Annotated in this window: 22 protein-coding genes; 17 read left to right on the forward strand and 5 right to left on the reverse strand. The window is 42.5% G+C overall.

Annotated elements, in window-relative coordinates; all coding sequences use genetic code 11:
* Position 1: 1 nt before the first annotated feature.
* Positions 2-874 (reverse strand): alpha/beta hydrolase, encoded by an 873-nt coding sequence (locus ACQKMP_RS23970; protein WP_427471387.1) that lies wholly within the window; start codon positions 872-874, stop codon positions 2-4.
* A 121-nt stretch (positions 875-995) separates the two neighbouring features.
* On the opposite strand from ACQKMP_RS23970, the gene ACQKMP_RS23975 reads away from it, so the two are divergent.
* From ACQKMP_RS23975 to ACQKMP_RS24005, 7 genes are all read left to right on the forward strand, one after another.
* The gene (locus ACQKMP_RS23975) at positions 996-2,237 is read left to right on the forward strand and encodes a M20 family metallo-hydrolase (RefSeq protein ID WP_427471389.1); all 1,242 of its coding nucleotides are present in this window, start codon (positions 996-998) and stop codon (positions 2,235-2,237) included.
* A 269-nt stretch (positions 2,238-2,506) separates the two neighbouring features.
* Positions 2,507-3,484, forward strand: a complete 978-nt coding sequence (locus ACQKMP_RS23980) for a ring-cleaving dioxygenase (protein WP_427471392.1) — start codon at positions 2,507-2,509, stop codon at positions 3,482-3,484.
* Positions 3,485-3,501: 17 nt separating this feature from the next.
* Positions 3,502-4,107, forward strand: a complete 606-nt coding sequence (locus tag ACQKMP_RS23985; RefSeq protein WP_427471394.1) for a flavin reductase family protein — start codon at positions 3,502-3,504, stop codon at positions 4,105-4,107.
* Positions 4,108-4,272: 165 nt separating this feature from the next.
* On the forward strand, positions 4,273-4,848 hold the full coding sequence (locus tag ACQKMP_RS23990; protein ID WP_076283966.1) for a TetR/AcrR family transcriptional regulator: 576 nt from the start codon (positions 4,273-4,275) through the stop codon (positions 4,846-4,848).
* A gap of 69 nt (positions 4,849-4,917) precedes the next feature.
* The gene (locus ACQKMP_RS23995) at positions 4,918-5,787 is read left to right on the forward strand and encodes an NAD(P)-dependent oxidoreductase (protein ID WP_427471396.1); all 870 of its coding nucleotides are present in this window, start codon (positions 4,918-4,920) and stop codon (positions 5,785-5,787) included.
* Positions 5,788-5,857: 70 nt separating this feature from the next.
* Positions 5,858-6,910 carry an LLM class flavin-dependent oxidoreductase gene (locus ACQKMP_RS24000; RefSeq protein WP_427471398.1) on the forward strand — a complete coding sequence of 351 codons (1,053 nt, stop codon included), beginning with the start codon at positions 5,858-5,860 and terminating at the stop codon, positions 6,908-6,910.
* A 40-nt stretch (positions 6,911-6,950) separates the two neighbouring features.
* Positions 6,951-7,919, forward strand: a complete 969-nt coding sequence (locus tag ACQKMP_RS24005; RefSeq protein WP_042185343.1) for an alpha/beta hydrolase — start codon at positions 6,951-6,953, stop codon at positions 7,917-7,919.
* Positions 7,920-8,116: 197 nt separating this feature from the next.
* On the opposite strand, the gene ACQKMP_RS24010 is transcribed toward ACQKMP_RS24005, so the two are convergent.
* Positions 8,117-8,656 (reverse strand): NADPH-dependent FMN reductase, encoded by a 540-nt coding sequence (locus tag ACQKMP_RS24010; RefSeq protein WP_042124617.1) that lies wholly within the window; start codon positions 8,654-8,656, stop codon positions 8,117-8,119.
* A 280-nt stretch (positions 8,657-8,936) separates the two neighbouring features.
* On the opposite strand from ACQKMP_RS24010, the gene ACQKMP_RS24015 reads away from it, so the two are divergent.
* From ACQKMP_RS24015 to ACQKMP_RS24025, 3 genes are all read left to right on the forward strand, one after another.
* Positions 8,937-9,389, forward strand: a complete 453-nt coding sequence (locus ACQKMP_RS24015; RefSeq protein WP_427471400.1) for a MarR family winged helix-turn-helix transcriptional regulator — start codon at positions 8,937-8,939, stop codon at positions 9,387-9,389.
* A gap of 11 nt (positions 9,390-9,400) precedes the next feature.
* Positions 9,401-10,612 carry an MFS transporter gene (locus ACQKMP_RS24020; protein WP_341126096.1) on the forward strand — a complete coding sequence of 404 codons (1,212 nt, stop codon included), beginning with the start codon at positions 9,401-9,403 and terminating at the stop codon, positions 10,610-10,612.
* A 386-nt stretch (positions 10,613-10,998) separates the two neighbouring features.
* Positions 10,999-12,768 (forward strand): M3 family oligoendopeptidase, encoded by a 1,770-nt coding sequence (locus ACQKMP_RS24025; RefSeq protein ID WP_427471402.1) that lies wholly within the window; start codon positions 10,999-11,001, stop codon positions 12,766-12,768.
* Here ACQKMP_RS24025 and ACQKMP_RS24030 read toward each other — a convergent pair.
* Positions 12,765-14,345: a bifunctional metallophosphatase/5'-nucleotidase gene (locus ACQKMP_RS24030; RefSeq protein ID WP_339245458.1), complete on the reverse strand. Its 1,581-nt coding sequence runs from the start codon at positions 14,343-14,345 to the stop codon at positions 12,765-12,767. The genes ACQKMP_RS24025 and ACQKMP_RS24030 overlap by 4 nt on opposite strands.
* A gap of 172 nt (positions 14,346-14,517) precedes the next feature.
* Between ACQKMP_RS24030 and ACQKMP_RS24035 the strand changes: the two genes are divergently transcribed.
* From ACQKMP_RS24035 to ACQKMP_RS24065, 7 genes are all read left to right on the forward strand, one after another.
* Entirely contained in the window at positions 14,518-15,495 is a 978-nt protein-coding gene (locus ACQKMP_RS24035; protein ID WP_042185354.1) for a phosphate/phosphite/phosphonate ABC transporter substrate-binding protein, read from the forward strand.
* A gap of 131 nt (positions 15,496-15,626) precedes the next feature.
* Positions 15,627-16,409, forward strand: a complete 783-nt coding sequence (phnC, locus tag ACQKMP_RS24040; RefSeq protein WP_149646544.1) for a phosphonate ABC transporter ATP-binding protein — start codon at positions 15,627-15,629, stop codon at positions 16,407-16,409.
* Position 16,410: 1 nt separating this feature from the next.
* Complete coding sequence (gene phnE / locus ACQKMP_RS24045; protein ID WP_042185358.1) at positions 16,411-17,202, forward strand: phosphonate ABC transporter, permease protein PhnE; 792 nt, start codon at positions 16,411-16,413, stop codon at positions 17,200-17,202.
* Positions 17,199-18,002 (forward strand): phosphonate ABC transporter, permease protein PhnE, encoded by an 804-nt coding sequence (gene phnE / locus ACQKMP_RS24050; RefSeq protein WP_042185360.1) that lies wholly within the window; start codon positions 17,199-17,201, stop codon positions 18,000-18,002. The genes phnE (ACQKMP_RS24045) and phnE (ACQKMP_RS24050) overlap by 4 nt, the downstream gene beginning before the upstream one ends.
* 169 nt (positions 18,003-18,171) lie before the next feature.
* Positions 18,172-18,903: a ZIP family metal transporter gene (locus ACQKMP_RS24055; RefSeq protein ID WP_042185362.1), complete on the forward strand. Its 732-nt coding sequence runs from the start codon at positions 18,172-18,174 to the stop codon at positions 18,901-18,903.
* Positions 18,904-18,952: 49 nt separating this feature from the next.
* A complete protein-coding gene (locus tag ACQKMP_RS24060; RefSeq protein ID WP_427471406.1) occupies positions 18,953-19,240 on the forward strand; it encodes a hypothetical protein in 288 nt (95 codons plus the stop codon).
* A gap of 352 nt (positions 19,241-19,592) precedes the next feature.
* Positions 19,593-20,459 (forward strand): stalk domain-containing protein, encoded by an 867-nt coding sequence (locus ACQKMP_RS24065; RefSeq protein ID WP_427471408.1) that lies wholly within the window; start codon positions 19,593-19,595, stop codon positions 20,457-20,459.
* A 331-nt stretch (positions 20,460-20,790) separates the two neighbouring features.
* Here the strand turns inward: ACQKMP_RS24065 and ACQKMP_RS24070 are convergent, their stop codons facing one another.
* Together ACQKMP_RS24070 and ACQKMP_RS24075 are read right to left on the reverse strand one after the other, a co-directional pair.
* A complete protein-coding gene (locus tag ACQKMP_RS24070) occupies positions 20,791-21,780 on the reverse strand; it encodes an aldo/keto reductase (RefSeq protein WP_371915722.1) in 990 nt (329 codons plus the stop codon).
* Between the two features lie 95 nt (positions 21,781-21,875).
* The gene (locus tag ACQKMP_RS24075; RefSeq protein ID WP_076283977.1) at positions 21,876-22,724 is read right to left on the reverse strand and encodes an AraC family transcriptional regulator; all 849 of its coding nucleotides are present in this window, start codon (positions 22,722-22,724) and stop codon (positions 21,876-21,878) included.
* Between the last annotated feature and the right edge of the window lie 190 nt (positions 22,725-22,914).

The following is a 22,914-nucleotide window of genomic DNA, read 5'->3' on the forward strand; positions in this document are numbered from 1 at the left end:
CCTACTCAGCAAGATGAAGCTGAAGGAAATCAATCACCTGATGAAGAGCTTTTTGCACAACAGGGTTATCGAAATCTTTTTCAAATACATGCTCTCCGTTTGGAATAGTAATAAGCTTTGCCGGTACTCCTTCTTTCACTAGCGCAGCTCTCATGAATACCGATTGTTCATACGGCACATCTACATCGTTCGTTCCGTGCAGTAACAATGTAGGGGGGAATTCCTTAGTTACATGATGAATAGGACAGAATTTGAGGAGTTCTTCCTTATGTAGAGAAGGATTCAAGCCCGTCACTTCTTCGATCCAACGACCGGATTGTCTTGCATATAAATAGAGAAGAAAACGCTCGTCAACGCTTGCGCTCGTAATGATTTGATCGGACACTGTACCTTTTGCAATCTCCATGGAGACGATATCCTTTTCACAATAGAATTTACTTGGTTCGAGTGCCCATGGAGCGCTAATATCGCCATATCCATAGAAGGAGACAATCGCACGTGGCTTATAGGTAAACATTCCTGTGCTTAGTGCAAGGAAACCACCTGCTGAGCTTCCCACTACAGCAATCCTCGAGGGGTCAATGGAGAATTGTTTTGGTCCTTCATTCACTAACCAAAGAAGGCCATCTTGGACATCTTCAAGGATGTCAGATAGGGTTGACCTAGGAGCTAATCTATAATCAATTGAAAATAGCGCAAAGCCATTCTTGGTGTAAAGTTGTATCATTTCCTCGGATAGATCTTCTCGATCACCCCAAAGTAGGCCGCCTCCGTGAATGTACACAATAGCAGGGGCTTGGGGACGGTTTGTTTCATAAAAATCAGCTTTAATTGTAAATGAGTCATTTTCTTTAAAAATAATGGTCTTCTTCATAGCTATCCATTACACCTCATCAAGTAAGTAATTTTTAAAGACTAGCACTACCTCTATTGTATATCATTCACGAATTTTGATGAAACCATAATCATGAATACCCAGGATTGGAGATATTAGCATGGATAGAAAGAGAAGATATCAGGCTTTATTTGATAATATTAATCAATATAACTCGGGTGAGAAGGGCATCACTAGAATTGCCTATACAAATGAAGAGCAGACATGTACGAGTGCTTTTATGCGGATGTGTAAGGCTGAAAATTTAGATATCCGGATGGATCATTGCGGGAATGTGATTGCTAGAAGGAATGGGAAGATAGAAGGGCTCCCACCCGTTGTAATGGGCTCTCACTTGGATACGGTATATCAAGGTGGGAAGTACGATGGGGTAGTAGGTGTAACGGCTGCTTTGGAAGTGATCAAACGTCTAAACGAAAAAGGGATTGAAACGGATCATCCGATCGAAATTATCTCATTTGCCTGTGAAGAATCCTCGCGTTTTGGTATTTCTACAGTAGGCAGCAAAATAATGTCAGGGTTATTTCAGAAGGAGAAATATAGATCTTTGAAGGACAAAGACGGTATTACCATGGAAAAGGCATTTTCGCTATGTGCACTGGATTATAACAGTATTGATCAGGCGAGTAGAGAGAATGAAGAATTAAAAGCGTTTTTTGAATTACATATTGAGCAAGGTCCTGTCTTAATAAACAATAATAAAAGAATTGGAATTGTGACTGGAATTGCTGCACCCGTGAGGCTTCATATTCAAATATCAGGGAAGGCATCCCACTCTGGAACGACACCTATGAATATGAGAAAAGATGCTTTTCTGGGTGCCTCAGAAATAGCACTTGAGCTTGAGAAAGCAGCCAAACTCGAACAAGAATTTGGAACGGTTGCAACGCTAGGGGTGATAGATATCTTGAATGGCGCTATGAACGTGGTTCCGGGAGAGGTAGAAATTAAAATTGATATCAGATCTACTTCAGTGGCATCCAGGCACCGTGTGTTAGACCATTTGTATCAAACAATATCCTTAGTACAAGAAAATAGACAACTTGTAATTGAGAGTACGGAAATTATTTCGGAGGAACCCGTCCTATTATCTGATGAGATCAGTCAGGTTCTAGAATCCATTTGTGAAGAAAAAGGGATATCGAGTCAACGGATGATTAGTGGGGCAGGGCATGATGCCATGAACATGAACAAACTTTGCCCAGTAGGGCTTATCTTTGTTCCTTCTATAGATGGACTTAGTCATCATCCCAATGAATATACAGACTTGGATGATATCATTATGGGGATTGATATTTTAGAAGAAGCTGTTCTTCGTTATGCGTGTGTAAGACAAACATAGATTTTTTCACAGCCTTGTTCATTATTCTTTACATACTGAACAAGGCTGTTATCTTTTATAGTGTTTTGTTGACAACAACAAAGGAGTGTGCTAAATTTATCTTAAGTTAAAGATAATTAATGTAAAGATAATTTGTGAGATACATGTAATCGAATGTTGGAAAGATATTTTTTTTGGTGGATATCTTAACATTAAGATAATTCAATTAATCTTTCTTAAACTAGGGAATTATATTACAAAATCAAACTAAACTTTAGGAGTGTATAATCATGAGAAATTTAAAAGGGATTCACCACGTAACAGCCATCACAAGCAGCGCAGAGAAAAACTACGAGTTTTTTACTTACGTATTGGGAATGCGTCTAGTGAAGAAAACCGTCAATCAAGACGATATTCAAACGTATCACTTGTTTTTTGCAGATGATAAGGGCAGTGCCGGAACGGATATGACGTTCTTTGACTTCCCTAACATTCCTAAAGGTGTTCACGGAACCAATGAGATCGCCAAGACATCCTTCCGGGTACCAACAGATGCTGCATTAGACTACTGGGTAAAGCGTTTTGATCGCCTTAATGTGAAGCATAATGGAATTAAAGAGCAATTCGGCAAAAAGACTTTATCCTTCGTAGATTTTGATGACCAGCAATATCAACTTATCTCCGATGAATTTAATGAAGGGGTCGCATCAGGTACACCATGGCAAAAAGGACCGATTCCTTTAGAGTTTGCGATCACTGGTTTGGGGCCGATCTTTGTACGCATTGCTGACTTCAGCTATTTTAAAGAAATGTTGGAAAGAGTCATGCTGTTTAAAGAAATCGGACAGGAAGAGGCTTATCATTTGTTTGAAGTCGGCGAAGGCGGAAACGGGGCGCAAATTATTGTTGAGCATAACGAGGACTTACCGAATTCGCGTCAAGGCTTTGGTACGGTTCACCATGCGGCTTTCCGAGTAGAAGACCGTGCGATGCTGGATGAGTGGACTAAGCATTTTGAAGACTTTGGATTCCGTACTTCAGGTTATGTGGATCGTCATTTCTTCGAGTCGCTGTATACACGTGTTGCTCCACAAATCCTGTTTGAGCTTGCGACAGATGGACCTGGATTTATGGGAGACGAGGAATACGAAACGGTTGGAGAAAAGCTTTCATTGCCACCATTCTTAGAACCTAAACGTGAGCAAATTGAGAAGTTAGTACGCCCTATTGATACCGTTAGAAGTACGATTGATTTCGTGAAAGAGTGAAGAAGGAGCTGGGGAGATTGATTTCGATTGATCCGAAGCAAAATAGTGAGCGGGAAAATTATAAGTTATTAATTGGTACTGTTATTCCTAGGCCCATTGCTTTTGTCACTACACAATCAGAAGATGGCATTTTGAACGGTGCGCCGTTTAGCTATTTTAATATCGTCTCGTCTAACCCTCCGATGGTTTCACTGTCTATTCAAAGACCAGCGGGGCGATTAAAAGATACAGCCCGTAATATCTATAACAATCATCAGTTTGTTGTGCATATTGTAGATGATGAGAATGTTGGGAAAATCAATCAAACCGCTGCTTCATTGCCAAGAGCAGAAAGTGAAATTGAACTTGCCAATCTTACACCGGTCCCAAGTAAAAATATAGCTGTACCTGGTGTATTGGAAGCAAAGGTTCGAATGGAATGTAAGCTTGTACAAGCGATACCTCTAGGGGAAGAAGAACCTGGAAGTGATCTATTCATTGGCGAGATTGTTCAGTTTCATATCGATGAATCGATTTATCAGGAGGGGCGGATTGACCCTAGAGCCTTAAATGCAGTAAGTCGTTTAGCGGGAGCTAATTACGCTACGATTGGTGAGATTTTTGAAATTGAGAGACCGGAATAATAAACTAAGACCTGTTCGTAAGCGATGAAGCCTACCGAACAGGTCTTTTTGTGGGCTAATTATAGTTCATCAGCTATGCCAAGCAAACCGTAAGGTTTTCTCTCTAAATTTATCTGGACTGATCGTTCCAGATATGTTATATTGCCATTACGGGAGGTGTTACTCATGGCAAGGACAAGAGAGTTTAACGAGGATCAAGCACTACATCAAGCGATGCTGTTGTTTTGGAAAAAGGGTTATGAGGCAACAAGCATACCGGACTTGCTGCAGGTTATGGGCATTAGCCGATCTAGTCTGTACGATACTTTTTCTGACAAGCAAACGTTGTACATTGCCGCACTGGAACATTACAAAAAGGTAAGCTTCAATAGACAGGTCATTCTTGAACAGGCGTCAAGCGTTAGAGCAGGGATTCAACAATTTTTTGAGCAACATATTACTTCAGCGTACGATACGAGCTTACCCGGCGGGTGTTTTGTAACGAATGCAGCTACAACACTAGAGTCGCGGGATGAAAAAATAAATGAATTGATAAAGACTAGTTTTTTGAATTTAGAACAGGCTTTTTGCGAGCTTTTGGAAAAAGGCCGACAATCAGGCGAACTTGATAAAACCACTGATGTCAAAGCGTGGTCTTATTTATTGCTGAATTTACATCAAAGCATAAATATTATGGCAAAAGCAGATCAAGATCAGCAGCGTGCCAAAGAGATGATAAGCTTTGTAATTGCAGCAATATAAATTTTTTTTGGTTATTCTGGAACGATCGTTCCGTTATTGTAAATCATCCTTAATGCGGAGAAGAGACTTATGAAAATATCATTTATCGGGCTTGGGAAAATGGGCTTTCCAATGGCCCGAAATTTGTTGAAAGCTGGTAATGAATTAATCGTTTTTAATCGTACTCGTGAAAAAGCGCAACCCCTAATAGATCAAGGAGCGCATTATGCCGAGACACCATTGGAGGCAGCACAAAAGAGCGATATGGTCATAACCATGCTTTCTGACGATGCCGCTTTGGAGGAGATTGTTGAGGGTCCGAATGGAATTTTGAATGGATTATCAGAAAAAGGAATTCACATATCTGCCAGTACGATCAGTGTAGATCTGGCTCGGAAATTATCCGCGGCGCATGCGGAGAGAAAGCAATACTTTGTGTCTGCCACAGTGCTGGGGCGTCCGGATGCCGCTAAAGCAGCTAAATTGCGCATCATTTTGGCAGGTCCGGAGCAAGCCAGACGACAGTTAATTCCTGTTTTAGAACAATTAGGTCAGGAAATATTCGAGATTGGGGATTATAGTGAAGCAGGAAATGTTGTGAAAATAGGCGTAAACTTTTTAATTGCTTCTATGCTGGAAGCTTTATCAGAAACGCAGCTGATGGTAGAAAAGTATGGCATAGAGCCAGCCCGTTTTATGGATGTGGTGAATGCTCTTTTTCAATCTCCCTTATATCAGAACTATGGGGCGATAATGACAGAGCAGCGGTTTGAACCAGCTGGTTTTAAAATGAAGCTAGGGCTGAAGGATGTTGCACTGGCTATAGAGGCAGCGCAGTCCGTCCAAGCTCCTCTACCTTTGGGCCAACTTATCCATCATCATTTATCTGAAGGAATAGCCCATGGTTATGGTGAGATGGATTGGACCGCTTTAATCCGTTGTCTAGAGCATTCTTCTTAAAAAAATAGGGTTGCCCCAAATATCTGTTGGTTGTAGTGCAGGAGAAAAATTAAAAGAGGTGTGATAAATCATGGAAATAGGTGTTACTTCGTTCGTAGAAACAAAGCCTGATATTGAGACTGGAATTGTAATGAGTCATGCACAGCGATTACGAGAAGTAGTCGAAGAAATCGTCCTTGCGGATCAGGTGGGACTTGATGTTTTTGGTATCGGTGAGCATCATCGTGAAGATTATGCAGCTTCTTCACCAGCAATCGTGTTGTCCGCTGCTGCGTCCTTAACTAAACGGATTCGCCTGACTAGTGCTGTGACGGTCCTTTCATCTGCTGATCCTGTACGTGTGTTTCAGGATTTCGCTATGCTTGATGGCATCTCCAATGGACGAGCCGAGATTATAGCGGGCCGGGGTTCATTCGTTGAATCCTTTCCGTTGTTTGGTTATGGCTTACATGACTATGATGAGCTATTTAATGAAAATATCGAACTGCTTATGAAAATACGGGAATCCGAGAAAGTAACATGGAAGGGAGGCCATCGGCCAGCAATTCATAATTTGGGCGTATACCCCCGGCCCGTCCAGAACTCTTTACCTATATGGATTGGCAGCGGAGGTACGCAAAGCTCCGCCGTTCGTGCAGGACTTTTGGGTCTGCCATTGATGTTGGCGATCATTGGCGGGAATCCAATGAATTTTGCTCCGCTTGTAGAGCTGTACAAGAAGGCGGCGGCCCGCGCTGGACATGATGTATCGCAGCTTCAGGTGGGATCTCATTCGATTGGATTCGTCGCAGAAGATACGGAACGGGCAGCAGATATCTTTTTTCCATCTACCCAGTACGGCATGAACAAGCTCGGCAAAGAGCGAGGATGGTCGTATTACGACCGCTCCAGCTATGATGCCGCCCGAAGCTTTGAGGGTGCATTGTACGTTGGAGATCCGGAAACAGTTGCTCAGAAGATCATTCATCTACGGAAGCATGTAGGAATAACACGCTTTATGATGTATGTTCCACTAAGCACGATGCAGCATGAACTTGTGTTGCGGGCTATAGAACTGCTCGGAACGGAGGTTGCTCCACGAGTACGAGAGGAAATTGCCAAGTGGGAGGCTGAGAAGGAATAAGGATTATACAAGCAATCATTATTGTATTGGAGGGATTTTCTTGAGTATCGATAAACGTATACTACCAGAATTAAGAGAGGCATATTCACAATTTCCAGGGTTTCAATTGGAAGAGAATTTAGAGTGGAGCAGAAGTTTAGTGTCGGCTCCGTCACTGAAGAGGTCAGAGCATGTAAACACAACCAGTCGAAAAATTCCGGGTGTTGCAGGGGAGATAATGGTAAAAATTTATGAACCTGCTGGGCGAAATGCTGACAAGCTTCCAGCTATGTTGTGGATTCACGGTGGCGGATACGTGTTGGGACATCCTGATATGGATGATGAGTTGTGTGAACGCTTTGTTCAGACGGCTAGATGTGTTGTCGTGTCGGTTGATTATAGGCTGGCACCCGAGCACCCCTATCCAGCTGCAATCGAAGATTGTTATGCTGGCTTAGTATGGATGACGGAGGAGGCGGAATCGCTTGGCATTGATGAGAATCGGGTTGCGATTGCTGGTGCAAGCGGTGGCGGCGGGCTGACAGCAGCACTTGCGCTGATGGCACGAGACAAAGGTGGACCATCCATTATCTTTCAGATGCCGTTGTACCCGATGCTCGACAACCGTAACACTACGCCATCAAGCCATGAGATTACGGAAGAAGGTGCAATCTGGAACCGGACGGACAACTTAACGGCTTGGAACATGTACCTGGGCGAGGAGAACGATGCCAGTAGGATAACTTCCTATGCGGTACCAACGAGAGCGGAGAATTTAGCTGGACTGCCACCAACCTATACATGTGTAGGTCAGCTTGATTTATTCCGAGATGAGACTATCGAATATGTAACACGACTTGCGCATGCAGGTGTAGATATCGAATTTCACCTGTATCCCGGATGTTTTCATCTTTTCGAAATATTCGTTCCAGAAGCGGAAGTGAGTCAGCGCGCCGTTCAGAGCTATATGGATGCTATGGCCCGGGCACTTCACCCCAAACACTCGCCCTCCCCAAGCGAGAGCTGTTAATAATGCAAGCGCAAACCATATGATCATTGCTCCTTGTTGTAGATTGAAATCCTCGCCGATTATGCGAGAAAAGATTCTATACAAGGTGGTCATTTCATCACACACAAAAAATACACCCTTAGAATCGACCGGACAAACCATAGGTTTATCAATGTCTATTCTAAGAGGTGTATTTCATAATATTAAAGCGGGTGATCTTAACGAAGCGTCTTGAGCGCACCGCTCCAAGCCAATACTTGATCAAGCATGCCGTTTACATTGGTCAGGTGAAGATCCGCTGGTTTGAACACAGAACCGTTCTCGAAATCAGTGAACAGTGACAGGGCCGGATGTACACGAACGTCTGCTACTGACAGTTCTCCCAAAATTCCACGTAAATGCTCAGCTGCACGAGCGCCGCCTACAGAACCATAACTTACGATACCCGCTGCTTTGTTGTTCCAAGCTTCACGTGCGTAATCGAGTGCATTTTTCAGTGATGCGGAAATACTGTGGTTGTACTCTTGAACGATAAATACGAAACCGTCTAATGTAGCAAGCTTTGTATTCCAAGCGGTTGCTTGTTCAGTGGCATCAACTTCTCCCATTAGTGGAAGTTTGAAGTCCGCGATATCTACGATCTCATAATTAGCATCTCCACGTGCATCTGCTACCTTTTTAACCCATTCCCCTACTTGTGGGCTTAAACGACCTTGACGAGTACTTCCCAGAATGATTCCGATGTTTAATTTAGACATTGTTTGTTCCTCCTCGATTTTTGTTCTACCAAATAGTTTGTCTAGAAATCCCATGAATTACACAACCTTTAAATAAATAATATTAAGCGGGTTACGCTCTAGTTGTCTTTAAATTAAGTATCTTTAACATGAGATAATAATACCGTGTTTAGTTTACTTTGTCAAGCAACTTAATAATAGTTAGTTTATAATTTTGTCTCACCTTTACAAATTTAGTTGTCTAGAATATAATTGTTTAAGCAACTATTAAAAAGAAGATGAAATGAGAAGAGGTCTGATCATGACGACAAAGCATAACCAATCCGAACTTACGTTAGGATTTATGATGGGAACGACCTATCGTAAATTAAGCGCGTTATTCCAAAATGGGCTAAAGGAATATGATATAACACCTGAGCAATGGTCAGTGCTTTTTCAAGTCGACAGAACGGAAGGGCTGATTCAGAAGGATATCGCGAAGCGTTCGGGTAAGGATAAACCAACTACGACGCGAATTCTGGATCACTTGGAGGGAAAAGGACTGGTCTATAAAAGAACCGGGGAGAATGATCGGCGTTCTTTTAAGGTTTATATTACGGATAAAGGAAGAGCTCTGATTAAGGAGACCTTTCCTATTGAGGATCAAGTCACAGATGAGATTATGAACTGTATTTCCAGTGATGAATATGAGCTGCTCATGGGGTTGCTGCTAAGAATAAACAATCATATTGATCAAATAAATGATGGAGAGTAGGAACGTAAGTTATGCCAGAACAACAAGAACTACGTACGAAACTATGGACCAAGTCTTTTATTGCTTTAACGTTTAGTGCTTTATTTTTATTTATGAATTTACAGATGCTGCTATCTTCATTTCCGTCTTATGTTAAAAGTGAATTTCAAGCCGGAGATATTATGGTCAGCTTGGTTACAAGTGTATTTGCGCTAACTGCGATTGCTTCACGTTTTATGACTGCTTTTCTGATGCGGAGGGTTAGCCGCAATGTACTACTATATATTGGTTTAGCCATCGCGGCCGCCATAACCGGTCTTTATGTGGTAGCAGACTCAATCGGGTCACTATTGCTGATGCGGGTAGGCTATGGGATTGGGTTCGGGATTGCCAGCACGATTATTCCCACGATTGTTTCACAGATTATTCCTAGCAAAAGAATGGGCGAAGGGATCGGCTATTTCGGCTTATCAACCAGTCTTGCAATGTCCATTGGCCCTATGATTGGTTTGAACGTAATGAAGCAATCGGGGTTTGGAACACTGGCGATGATCGGAACATTCACCTTGCTTCTTGCCTTTCCAGTCTTATTGTTCTCACGTTCACTTCCAGCTGTACCGAAAAAACAGCCTATTGAGCGATCCATTGCACCATCCAAACCACTCAAGGTTCCTTTTAATACAAAGTTAGTATTGCCTGCAATACTGAATGTCTTACTCGCGATCACTTATGGTGGATTGCTTAGCTTTATCGCTTTGTTCGGCGAATCGGTGCATTTAGAGCAAGTGGGTTTGTTCTTCTTATTTAACGCGATTACGATCATCATTATTAGACCTATTTCCGGCAGATTATTTGATAAAAGAGGTCCGGCTGCTGTTCTGATTCCCGCAGCGGTTTGTGTCGTCGCGAGCTTAACAGTGCTCTCGTATACAACATCCATGCCAATGCTCATTATATCCGCATTGCTGTATGGACTCGGCTTTGGAGCTATCCAGCCTACTATACAGGCTTGGATGCTTCGGACATCTACACCTGCACAGTATGGTATGGCGAACAGTATGTTTTATAACTCAACAGATTTAGGGGTAGCCAGTGGGGCCATTATTCTTGGGGCAATCTCGGCGGCATCCGATTATGGGATGATGTATCGTTATTCTGCTGGGTTCATGGTGCTGTTTCTAATTATTTATATTGGGATTCAGATTACTAAGGCCAGAAATAACCCTTCAGCTTTAAGCCAATAAGGGATGATTTCAGATTAAGCTAATCTTTAGGTACTATTCATATCGTTTTAAGCTAAGGGGGTTATAGTAATCACATAACCCCCTTAAATATAGACCTTGACCCTGCCGGACGTTGGCAGGGTCCTTTTTTTGTTGATGAAGAGGACAGAGATCTGTAGATTAAGCCAATCTTTATCTACTATTCATATTCTTTTAAGCTAAGAGGGTTATAGTAATCACATAACCCCCTTATAATATAGACCTTGACCCTGCCATACGTTGGCAGGGTCCTTTTTTTTTGTTCTTGCGCCATCCCGAAAACATAGGTAGTATACAGATTTTACCCACTAAGGACGGTATAATGAAGAAATCAGGGATGGCCAAAGAAGTAGAGGAGAGGTTCACAAATGAATATGACATGGAATCTGGATAGCTTATATCCTTCCTTTGAGTCAGAGAAGTTAAAAGGCGATCGTGAGCTACTCGGTCAACTTATTATAGATTTGAAAGCCTGGGCTGAGGGCAATCTAAAGCTTGAGGGTGTTTCCGTCGCAGGGATCGAGGACTTTCTAAGACTCTACAACGATTATAAAAGCGTATATGTATGTTTATTAGCCTATGCAGAGTTAACCCTTAGCGCAGACAGCAGTTCTGAGGAAGCCATGAATCTTGCTGATGATATTGAACATATGAGCTCAGAGATTGCTGGGGTAGTTGCGGGTTTTAAACGATGGATTAGCACTTGTGAACACATAGATGAGCTTATCGTTAGCTCAACTTATCTTTTGAAACATCAATTTTATTTAAAGGAGCTTCTTCTGCAATCCCGTTATGTGTTAAATGAGGAAGTAGAAGTTGCGATTGCCAGAATGCAGAGCACGGGTTCCAAAGCGTGGGGAAGGCTCTACATGGAGAGCGTATCGAGTACACTTGCAGATGTGGTAATACAAGGGGAAACTAAGAAAGTAACGCTTGCGGAACTAAGGAGTATGGCCTATGAGAATAACGCTAAATTAAGAAAAGCGGCTTATGAAGCCGAGGCTGAAGCTTGCAGTCGTATTGCTGGGGTTTGTGCAGCTTGCATGAATGGAATAAGTGGTGAGGCGCTAACGATTAATGGCATGCGTGGATATCAATCTTCTCTGGAAAAGGTGTTAGTGGCATCGCGAATGGACAGTGAAACTTTATCGGCAATGCTCGCCGCTCTTCAGGAGAGTTTGCCAGCTTTTCATACCTATTATCAAAAGAAAGCCGAACGGCTGGGACATTCCACAAAGCTGCCTTTTTACGATATTTTTGCACCGATTGGCGAAGAAAGTGTAAAAATCTCTTACGAAGATGCTCAAAAAACAATTGTCTCTAGCTTCGGAACCTTTAGCGAGGAATTGGCCAATTTAGCTCAAAAGGCTTTTGATCAGCAATGGATTGATGCAGAACCTAGAGCGGGTAAGGGTGGATATGGGCTCTGCATTGATATTTTTCCGATAGGCGAGAGCAGAATCATGACACAGTTCACTGGAAATGCTATAGATATTAGTATTCTTGCCCATGAGCTCGGCCATGCATATCATAGCTCCTGTCTGGGAGAAGAAACGATGCTGAACACAGATTATCCGATACCGATTGCCGAAACGGCTTCGATCTTTTGCGAGACGATCGTAAATCAGGCACTACTCACTAGTTCGACCAAGAAGGAAACGCAGCTTATATTGGAGAGAAGTATTTCCGATGCTGGGTATTATCTTGTAGACTTCTATGCCCGTTATTTATTTGAGCTTAAACTATATGAGAGAAGAACCTCGGGTCCGCTTCCTGTTCAAGAGCTGAACGAACTGATGATTGCTTGTATGGTGGAAGCTTACGGTGAGAGCATTGATCCTGATACGATCCATCCTTACATGTGGATGAACAAGGCCGGATATTTTATGGCTGGTTATGAATTTATGAACTTCCCGTATTCTTTCGGACTGTTATTCGCTAAAGGACTCTACGCAGAATATTTAAAAAAGGGCGAGGAGTTTGTCGCCCGGTATCGTCAGTTCCTTAGTGCTACCAGCAAGCATAATATTGCAGATGTAGCAAAGTTTATGGATATTGATGTACACTCCATTGATTTTTGGAGAGGTGCTTTAATGCTGATTGAAACCGATATTGAGGCATTCATCAGTACGACCTAAACAACTCTCCAGTTGTGATCACAGGTAGCTTCAATTTGGCCGCGTTTTTCAATGTAATTCGTGACAATTTCAGACATGTCGATCAGTACTTCTTTGATAATCGGCTTGCCCTTATACATCTCATAATCTCCACCGCCGCTTGCTCTATAGTTGTTCATAACAACATCATATTCCTTAGAGTCCTCCACAGGCTGCCCACGATGCAGCAGATGGAGGACTCTTTTGCCTACAGGTTTATTGACATGAAGCTCGTAGTGGATGCCTTCCCACATATCATAATTGTAATGTTGCGATTTAGGTTCTACATAAGCAGGGTTAACAATTACATTTCCCTCTAGATCCTTTTGAAAATAGTTGGCGGTTTGTTCCAGTGCCTCTTTTATATCTTGTCCGGTCAGTCTTAGCACAGTTAGCGTGTTAGGATAAATGAAGTTGGAAAGAATATCTCTCCGGGTAATGGTGTTACTGAAGCCCTTGCAATCGTTGCTGAGTAAAGCTGCTGTCGAGATCTCTACACCTGTAGCTTCCATTTGTACCTTATTCATAAATTCTATAAAGGGATGGTCAGCCAATCGGCATTCATCTGCACTAGAAATAGAAAGGTCACCGATAACTGTACCTATTCTCTCATCCAACCAGGCTTCTGTTTCTGATTCAAGCGTGCTGCTAAGCTCTAGAATTGTATCATCTACAGCGGTCTTGTCGTCTACAGCAAGGAGTTCGGCTTGTTTACTCTTAATCTTCCAACGTTCGTTTTCTTTTTGAAAGACTACTGAAATCTTACCGAGGGAATGTCCATTACAACCAGGCTGTATGATCGTCACACCATTTAGCTCACTAGCTATGAAGCGATGCTGATGTCCGGTAATTAATACATCTAAGCCTTCAACCTCTGTGCACATTGCATAGGCTTGATTCTCTCCAGTTAGTCTCTCTACAGGTTCACCACTAAGGAGGTCGCGCTCGAACCCGCCATGATAAGCTACAACGAGTAAATCGGGCTGTTCTTCTTCTCTAATAGTGGCACACCAAATCTTTACAGTCTCTAACGAATCCTTGAATTGAAGTCCTTCTATATGGACAGGATTCTCCCAGTGGGGAATGTAATGTGTGGTAACTCCTAGAATGGCTACTTTGATTTTTTTGTCTATCCATTTGATGATATAGGGTCTACCAAATGCAGGTTTACATGTCGCGCGATCTATAATTCCAGCAGATAACCAAGGGAATTTTGAATCCTGAATGGCTTTATTAAGCAGTGGCTTACCAAAATTAAATTCATGGTTGCCAATAATTGCAGCGTCATATTTCAATTCATTCAATGCAGCTATGCCTGGATTTAGTTCGTCACTGTACTGTGTGGCTGCATAATAAGCTAGCGGTGTACCTTGAATAAGATCACCGTTATCGAGAAGTATTAGCTCTGGACAATGGGATCTTTCTTGTTTAATAAGGCTAGCAATGGTTGCTAAGCCTTTTTGTTGTTTCTCACCCGTGCGGTAATCAATGGGCCCTAAATGCCCATGTAGATCACTTGTTATGAGGATTTCGCAGGTTAAGGTGTTGTCTTTATTCATGGGTAGCCTCCTACGGATAATAAGTTCAGACCTCATTCTATCAGATAATTTGGAAATTTTAAGAGATTGAAATAAATTTTACATATATTTAATAGTTAGAGGCCTTAGATTTAATACAAAATATTTATAGTCTAGAAGTACTAAAAAAAAGAGAACAGTGGAGGTCTTTCGTTTGAGAAAAATAAGTAAATTCGTATTGCCGCTAATGATGTCTATTACTTTGCTTAGTGGTTGTGGTGCTAATAACACTGCTAATACTGCAAACCAAGGATCGACGGATGGAGCAAATGCACCGAAGGAAACGGCAGCTCCTGTAGCAGAGGGTTATGTTCCAGAGAAGCTCACAGTACAATTTGTCCCTTCCCAAAATGCGGATACGCTCGAAGCTAAGGCGAAACCTCTTGAAAAATTACTGGGTGATAAACTCGGTATTCCTGTAGAAGTAAGTGTCTCTACTGATTACAACACTGTTATCGAAGCTATGGCTTCCAAAAAAGTAGATTTAGGTTTCCTTCCTCCAACAGCTTACGTATTGGCAAAAGAAAAAGGAGCTGCTGAAGTTATTCTTCAAGCTCAACGTTTTGGTGTAAATGATGAAACGGGTGCTCCGACAGATGAATTGGCTGACTTCTATAAATCTATGATTATCGTTAAGAAAGATTCTGCGATCCAATCCGTTGCCGATTTGAAAGGCAAAAAAATCGCTTATCAAAACGTTACATCCTCAGCAGGTTTTGTGTGGCCGGCTGCAACACTAATGGATGCAGGACTTGATCCGTTGAAGGATGTACAAGCTATCACGGTTAAGGGACATGACCAAGGCGTTCTTGCTGTACTGAACGGTGATGTAGATGCCGCAGCTATTTTCCAGGATGCTCGTAATATAGTCGTTAAGGATTATCCGAAAGTATTTGAAGATACTCGTGTTCTCGCTTTTACTGATAAAATCCCTAACGACACGATTTCGGTCCGTTCAGATATGAATAAGGAATGGATTGAGAAGATTCAGCAGGCGTTTATTGATATCGCTGCTGACAAAGAAGGACATGAGATTATCAAAGATATTTACTCGCATGAAGGTTATGTGAAGTCACAAGATAGCAACTTTGACATTGTTCGTGAATACAACAATAAAGTAAAAACAGAGTAGTTCAGGCCGTTCAAGGATACAACGATGTTGGTGTATAACAGGAACTAAGGATAGCCAGCTCCGGATTCCCCCCCCGGACCTGGCTATCTCTTTTATACGAATATACGAAAACACAAAAAGGAATGATTTTCATGATAGAGCTTCGTAATGTGTCCAAGACGTATCTAAACGGAACCAAAGGCTTAAACAACATTAACCTGACTATTCCAGCTGGAGAATTTGTAGCTATTGTTGGTCTTTCGGGTGCTGGAAAGTCAACCCTGCTACGTTCCATTAACCGGCTTCATGATATTTCAGAAGGCGATATTCTTATAAATGGGCAATCCATCACGAAGGCAAAGGGGAGCCAGCTCCGAATGATCCGTAGAAATATCGGAATGATCTTCCAAAGCTTCAACTTGGTGAAACGTACGACTGTGCTTCGTAATGTATTGGCAGGGCGGGTCGGCTATCATTCCACAATACGGACGATAATTGGCAAATTCCCACAGAAGGATATTGATTTAGCTTTTGAGTCTCTCGATCGGGTCAATATTGCTGAGAAGGCCTACACACGTGCAGATCAACTATCTGGAGGTCAGCAGCAGCGCGTGGCTATTGCTCGTGTTCTTGCGCAGGAGGCGCAAATTATCCTTGCAGATGAACCTGTCGCTTCACTGGATCCACTGACGACCAAGCAGGTTATGGATGATTTGAAAAAGATTAATATGGAGCTTGGGATTACGACCATCGTGAATTTGCATTTTATCGACCTCGCTAGAGAATATGCCACCCGGATTATTGGGCTCCGGGCAGGAGAAGTGGTCTTCGATGGTCCTGTATCCGAGGCCACCGATGAGAAATTTGCTGAGATTTACGGCAGACCGATTCATCAGGATGAGTTGTTAGGTGAGCCTGTAAGCGGAGGCATGTGATATGAGTGTGAATGCAGAGAAGCTACATCCCAAACCACCAAGGAAGATAAAGCATTATTTTACAGCCATTATATTAGTAGTATTACTGTGGAGAAGTGCGGTCTTGACCGATTCATCCATTGGAGAGCTGATCTCCGGTCTGCCAAATATGCTGGATCTGCTTAAGGAAATGTTCCCTCCAAACTGGGGGTATTTTGACAATATTATAGATGCGATGCTGGAGACGATCCGGATGGCATTGGTCGGTACAACGTTTGGTGCCATTCTGGCGGTTCCCATTGCCCTGCTGTGTGCAAGCAATATTACGCAAAGCCGATGGCTTCATTATCCGGTACGTATGCTGCTGAATTTGATCCGCACAATTCCCGATCTACTGCTGGCTTCTATTTTTGTCGCCATTTTTGGCCTCGGTGCGCTTCCGGGAATATTTGCTTTGACGGTATTTTCGCTAGGGCTGATCGCCAAGCTTACCTATGAATCGTTGGAGACGATTGAACAGGGACCTTTGGAAGCAATGACTTCAGTCGGAGCGAATAAGACTCAACGAATTATGTTCGGCGTCATTCCGCAGGTACAGGCTCATTTCATGTCTTATGTGTTGTATGCCTTTGAGATTAATGTCCGTGCTGCAGCAGTTTTAGGTTTGGTAGGCGCGGGTGGAATCGGCCATTACTATGAAGTGACATTAGGCTTTTTAGAATACGATAAGACTTGCACCATCATCTTGTTCACATTAGCAGTAGTCTTGATTATTGATTATGTAAGCACTAAGCTGCGGGAGAAATTAATATGAGTAAATCATGGAATACCCTAGTACCCAAACCTCGTAAAAATCGTTTCCGATGGCTGATTTATGTAGCATTAGCGGCAGTGTACATCTGGGCTTTTTCGGGAGTGCCGTTTAATGGATTTAAAGAAACCGCTGGGATCATTACTAAGGCCATCTTTGCCGGGATATTCTCTCCTGACTGGGCCTTCGTTTATTTACCAGATGGGGAGGATCTGCTTCGAGGATTACTTGAGACGTTGGCTATTTCAATTTTAGGGACTTTTATCTCGACCTTCATATGTATCCCCTTTGCTTTTTGGGCTGCGGTCAACATGAGCAAGGGAAAGGCGATTTCGGGCTCCGGCAAGCTAATATTAAGCTTTATACGGACATTCCCTGAGATCATTATGGCTTTGCTGTTCATCAAGGCTGTTGGACCGGGTTCATTTGCGGGTGTACTGGCTCTAGGACTGCATTCTGTCGGCATGCTCGGCAAATTGTTCGCGGATGAGATTGAGAATATTGATAACGGTCCACTCGAAGCCTTAATCTCTTCTGGTGCCAGCCGCATGCAGGTGTTATGGTTTGCTGTTGTGCCGCAGGTATTGCCAGGCTTTCTATCCTACACTTTATACAGATTCGAAATTAACGTTCGCTCAGCTACGATTCTGGGTGTGATTGGAGCAGGCGGGATTGGCACACCGTTAATCTTCGCCCTCAGTTCACGGAATTGGGACCGTGTCGGAATTATCCTGCTAGGTATCATTGCGATGATTACGATTATTGATCTGATTTCCGGCATGATTCGGAAGAAGCTAGTGTAATAGAATCGCATAATTATATGTTAGACAAAGACCTCCTTAGGGTATGAATCGAGCCTATGGGGGTCTTTTTATGATTAGCGTACTATTCGGAAAAGCTATATAGAAGTAATAATACTTTTTGTGTTAACATATGTTGGTCTATCAGAATTGTAATGAAGGAGTTGAAGGTTTGGAATCTGCGCTTATTGGCAGCTTTGTATCAGCAATGGCTACGGTTCTTGGAGCGTTTCCGATCCTGTTCGTGAAGAGGTTATCTGAGAAATGGAAGGACGTTCTAGTTGCTTTTACTGCAGGTATAATGGTATCGGCTTCTACATTTGGACTCATGCCGCAAGCGATTAAAGAATCGGGAATTATCGCATTAACCTTGGGCCTGATTACAGGAGTTCTACTGCTTGATTTAATTGAAAAGAACATCCCGCATATCGACGTGGAGAATAAACCCGGATATACCAATATGGATTCCAAGGCGTTGCTCGTTTTGATTGCATTGTTCATTCACAATATACCAGAAGGTCTTAGTACGGGATTCAGTTATGCCAGTGAGCAGGCGAGTCTGGGTCCCACCGTGGCCATAGCGATTGGTGCGCAAAATATGCCTGAAGGATTGATTCTCGCAGTCTTTCTGATGAATTCTAGAACAACTAAGTTAAAAGCATTGGGAATCGTTACGCTTACCGGACTTATGGAAATGGTATCTGCGGTTATTGGGTATTTTACGGCGAGTTACCTACAGAATGTAGTGGGCTATGGTCTTGCTTTTGCCGCCGGGGCTATGCTATTCATCGTCTATAAGGAACTTATTCCAGAGAGTCATGGTCATGGTTACGAACGGCCTTCGACGTATTCGTTTATCTTTGGATTATTGATTATGGTGTATATTACGCAGATATTTGGGTGAGTAGGATAGAAGGGATTCCGGTGAATCCTGTCGAACAAGAGTAGTTCTGATGACAACACTTAAACTTGAAAAGCTACCTTTTTACACCTTACTTATTTTTATCGTTGCTGGATCTATAGGAGCGGGGTATTTTTATACCCGTTCCTTTTTGGCGTTGTCTGCTGTGCTCTATGGAGTAACGGCTACGCTGGAAGCGATCAATGTCTCTCTACTCTTGCCAGTATCCTTATTATTCTTATGTTGGTGGTGGTGGTTTTGCGGTTCTATTCCCTTCTGTATATGTAAATATGTACATCAATATAATTTGCAGATTGGATTGGACTGGATGTCGGAGTGATCGGGGTGTTGGTGTTCATCACAATGATTGGTATGTTGAAGAAAGTGGATGATAGTCGAAAATAACATGGTGTATATTAAAAAATGCATTGTCATTTGTTAGATTATACCTTACCATAGGTAAGTATTTCCATTGCATACATATTTAATGAGGAGAGGATTGTCTGCGGTTTTCATTCTACTGCAGGAACTCCTTTTTTGAAGAAGGTTGTGGGAGGTATTCAGCGAACGGTATGAAAAAGTTATTTGGTTCAGAAGAATCGTACTGAGATAATCCATTAGTAACCCAACGGTTAACCTAATGTTCTACATACTAAGGGATACATCAATTACATCTAGGGGGTAATATGTCTATGCAAGTGAAGAAGTCAGTATTCATCAGTTCATTAGTAGTATGCAGCTTAGTGTTCGGGGTAGTTGGAGCGGGAGCAGCAAATGGTATCACAAAGATCCAAGCCGCTTTAAATTCAAATATCAAGTTCAAAGTCGATGGTAATTCATGGCAACCAAAAGATGGTAATGGAAAGAATCTCTCCGCGCTTGTCTACAACGGTACTACCTATTTACCATTACGTTCTACAGCAGAGGCTCTTGGTGTCAACTTGTCGTTGAACAGCGCAACACAAGTGATTTCACTGGATAGTGGTTCCGCAAACGGGATTCCTTATAATGATGCGACGACCTCAGTCGCACCTCCGAGTACAAGCACATCATCGACTCCGGTCACATCTCCAAGTACAAGCACATCATCGACTTCTAGTGATATCAAGGTACTTTCTGGAACTACATCACAAATGACTAGTAAATTAAAGGAACAAGCTGTGATTCTTCTTAAAATGTACGGAGATTCCCTATTAAGTGGAGATACTTCCAACTACGCCGCTTATTTATCGAAAAATGTATCCACTTCTCGTGAGAATTCGGGAACTTCTTTGGGTGATGACTACTTTATAAATAATTATTCTGATTTGGTAACAGGCACAAAAAAAGCGAATTCGGCATCAACTCTCAATTCCTTTGCAAAGGCTTTACAGAATGCTAAACTTTCTGATATTGAGGTTGGGCTTATCAGTGATAAAAATGAGTATTTCCAACGTTTCAGCTTCTCTTTTCAGCCGAAAGACTTTAATGCTCTCAGTACTGTTTACGTCTATTTTTCATATGATGTAGAGACCTATAACAGTAGCAATTATATACTGTCAGAAGCCTACGTAGACTAGGAACTCGAACATAAATATCTTTCAATCAAGCCTATTCTTCGGAGTAGGCTTATTATTTTGACTTTAAAGTTGACTTCATTTATATACTGTAGTGAGATGAGAAAACGGACGTGCCAGATAATGTAGTACTTGAATTGAACTTTGTTATAAACGCTGTGCGCAGAAGTTTGCACCTGAGAAGGCAATTTCTCGTCAGGAAATGGTTGTCATACTAATGAGTGCAATTGATCTCCAAGCTTTAATCTAAAATGTTTAAAAAAACGGCCAATGAAATGCCAGAGCAGCTTAAGCTGCCTGACCTCATTGGCCGTCTTTATGGTTTAATCTATAATTATCCTCGCAAAATCGTCTCGATTTGCTCCAGCTCTTCTGCGCTTAGCTCCGGTGCATTCAAGGAAGCGACTGCATCTTCAATCTGGCTCACCTTACTTGCACCGATCAAAGCTGAAGTGACTTTACCTCCGCGGAGTACCCAAGATAACGCTAGCTGAGACATTTTTTGTCCACGTGCAGCAGCAATCTCGTTCAGTTTGCGAACTTTAGCGATCTTCTCTTCCGTAATGGCATCTTCGGACAGGAATACACTTGGTCCAGCAGCGCGAGAATCAGGAGCAATTCCGTTAAGATAGCGGTCGGTCAGAATGCCTCCTTGTAGTGGAGAGAACACAATCGATCCGATACCCTCCTCAGTTAATACATCCTGCAAGCCATCTTCAATCCAGCGGGACATCATGGAGTAGTTAGGTTGATGAATCAGGCATGGCGTTCCAAGTCGACGCAGAATTTGTGCCGCTTCACGTGTCTGTTCAGGGTTGTAATTCGAAATCCCAACATACAGCGCTTTACCTTGACGTACAATAAGATCCAGCGCAGCCATAGTTTCTTCCAGTGGTGTATTCGGATCTGGACGGTGATGGTAGAAAATATCTACATAATCAAGGCCCATACGTTTCAAGCTTTGGTCTAGACTGGAGACGAGATATTTCTTGGAGCCCCATTCGCCATAAGGACCGGCCCACATATAATATCCGGCTTTAGTCGAGATGACCATTTCATCACGATAAGGAGCAAGATCCTTCTTAAGGATTTGACCAAAGCTTTCTTCTGCGGAGCCAGCTGGAGGACCGTAGTTATTAGCGAGATCAAAATGAGTGATTCCAAGATCGAAAGCTCTTCTTGCCATGGCGCGACCATTCTCGAATAAGTCGTTTCCGCCAAAGTTATGCCAAAGTCCTAGCGAGATCGCCGGAAGGAGTAGACCGCTTTTTCCAGTGCGGTTATATTTCATATTGTCATATCTGGTAGCGCTTGCGTTATACATCATTATTTCCTCCTAAAAAGACTTTTTTTCTGATTACGTTACGTCCTTATTGTAGCGAAAGATCCCGGACAAACGTATGTCAGCAAGGAAGAAGTTTATAGCACAATGTCATTTTCGAGATGACGGATACGGTATTCTTTTGGAGAACAACCTTTCACCTTCTTGAACATTCGCGAAAAGAGTAAGGGGTCCTGATAGCCGACGGAACGCGAGATCTCACCGATAGTACAGAGGGTTTCTGTCAGAAGCTCGCATGCTTTAGCGACACGGTAATTCAATAAATACTGCTGTGGTGGCATACCAATGGTCCGTTTGAACAAGGAAGATAAATATTTGCGATCCAGCTTGAGAGAAGAAGACAGCATTTCCACCGAAATGTTCTCACAATAATGTGTATGCAAAAAGTGGAGACTTTGCTCGACGTAAATACTCTTTTGACGCGGTAAAGGTAGTACATCCGGAACAGCTGGCACCGCTTGTAGCAAGAGGGAGAAAAACTCATACATGATCGCTTTTAGCGGCAGGTCAAGACAATCCGAATTGTCGGCTGCTTCTGTCAGGCGTTCGTAGAGATTAGGCATAAGCTGTTTATCCATCGGGAAGATTGGCTGCTCAGGGGTCAAGGAGGTTTTGGATAAAATATATGATACCTGTTCTCCGGTAAAGGCTACCCAGGAATAGATCCAAGGATTGGTCAGGTCCGCTGCATAAGAAGTAACGATATGAGGGTAGGTAAGAAAAGCTTGTCCCGCTTGCAGGATATGGGTTTGTTCACCTACAGATACCTTTCCAGTTCCCTCATGAATGAAATGTATTTTGTACACGTCACGAACTCCGGGTCCGAAAAAATGCCCAGGTAGACACTGCTCCCGCCCCCAGTAATGGAGATGCAGATCGGGATTACCTCTGAAGGGACGCTCAGAATTATAATTAAATATCGCCATGAATGCTTCAGTCTCTTTCTTTTATAGAGTTAACCAAGGGCAAATTTGCCCGTCTTCTTTTATTATACAGTATATTTTAGCAGGGACATTACTTGGAATACTTTATGAATTCTGAGATAGAAGTTTATCCCTGCCCAGTTTGGTTAAGTAAGCTATGAAGCTGAACGTATGAGCTAACTTCGATCACTAG

This window comes from Paenibacillus sp. NPDC101420 (genome assembly GCF_050277435.1).
Taxonomy (GTDB): Bacteria; Bacillota; Bacilli; order Paenibacillales; family Paenibacillaceae; genus Paenibacillus_AQ.

Bases quoted from the DNA above. Each gene is read 5' to 3' on its own strand.
- ACQKMP_RS23995 (WP_427471396.1), top strand. From the start codon at position 4,918: ATGAAAATATCATTTATCGGGCTTGGGAAAATGGGCTTTCCAATGGCC.
- ACQKMP_RS24010 (WP_042124617.1), bottom strand. From the start codon at position 8,656: ATGTCTAAATTAAACATCGGAATCATTCTGGGAAGTACTCGTCAAGGT.
- phnE (WP_042185358.1), top strand. From the start codon at position 16,411: ATGAGTGTGAATGCAGAGAAGCTACATCCCAAACCACCAAGGAAGATA.
- ACQKMP_RS23980 (WP_427471392.1), top strand. From the start codon at position 2,507: ATGAGAAATTTAAAAGGGATTCACCACGTAACAGCCATCACAAGCAGC.
- phnE (WP_042185360.1), top strand. From the start codon at position 17,199: ATGAGTAAATCATGGAATACCCTAGTACCCAAACCTCGTAAAAATCGT.
- phnC (WP_149646544.1), top strand. From the start codon at position 15,627: ATGATAGAGCTTCGTAATGTGTCCAAGACGTATCTAAACGGAACCAAA.
- ACQKMP_RS23975 (WP_427471389.1), top strand. From the start codon at position 996: ATGGATAGAAAGAGAAGATATCAGGCTTTATTTGATAATATTAATCAA.
- ACQKMP_RS24025 (WP_427471402.1), top strand. From the start codon at position 10,999: ATGAATATGACATGGAATCTGGATAGCTTATATCCTTCCTTTGAGTCA.
- ACQKMP_RS24030 (WP_339245458.1), bottom strand. From the start codon at position 14,345: ATGAATAAAGACAACACCTTAACCTGCGAAATCCTCATAACAAGTGAT.
- ACQKMP_RS24075 (WP_076283977.1), bottom strand. From the start codon at position 22,724: ATGGCGATATTTAATTATAATTCTGAGCGTCCCTTCAGAGGTAATCCC.
- ACQKMP_RS24000 (WP_427471398.1), top strand. From the start codon at position 5,858: ATGGAAATAGGTGTTACTTCGTTCGTAGAAACAAAGCCTGATATTGAG.
- ACQKMP_RS24060 (WP_427471406.1), top strand. From the start codon at position 18,953: ATGACAACACTTAAACTTGAAAAGCTACCTTTTTACACCTTACTTATT.
- ACQKMP_RS24070 (WP_371915722.1), bottom strand. From the start codon at position 21,780: ATGTATAACGCAAGCGCTACCAGATATGACAATATGAAATATAACCGC.
- ACQKMP_RS23970 (WP_427471387.1), bottom strand. From the start codon at position 874: ATGAAGAAGACCATTATTTTTAAAGAAAATGACTCATTTACAATTAAA.
- ACQKMP_RS23990 (WP_076283966.1), top strand. From the start codon at position 4,273: ATGGCAAGGACAAGAGAGTTTAACGAGGATCAAGCACTACATCAAGCG.
- ACQKMP_RS24015 (WP_427471400.1), top strand. From the start codon at position 8,937: ATGACGACAAAGCATAACCAATCCGAACTTACGTTAGGATTTATGATG.
- ACQKMP_RS24020 (WP_341126096.1), top strand. From the start codon at position 9,401: ATGCCAGAACAACAAGAACTACGTACGAAACTATGGACCAAGTCTTTT.
- ACQKMP_RS24065 (WP_427471408.1), top strand. From the start codon at position 19,593: ATGCAAGTGAAGAAGTCAGTATTCATCAGTTCATTAGTAGTATGCAGC.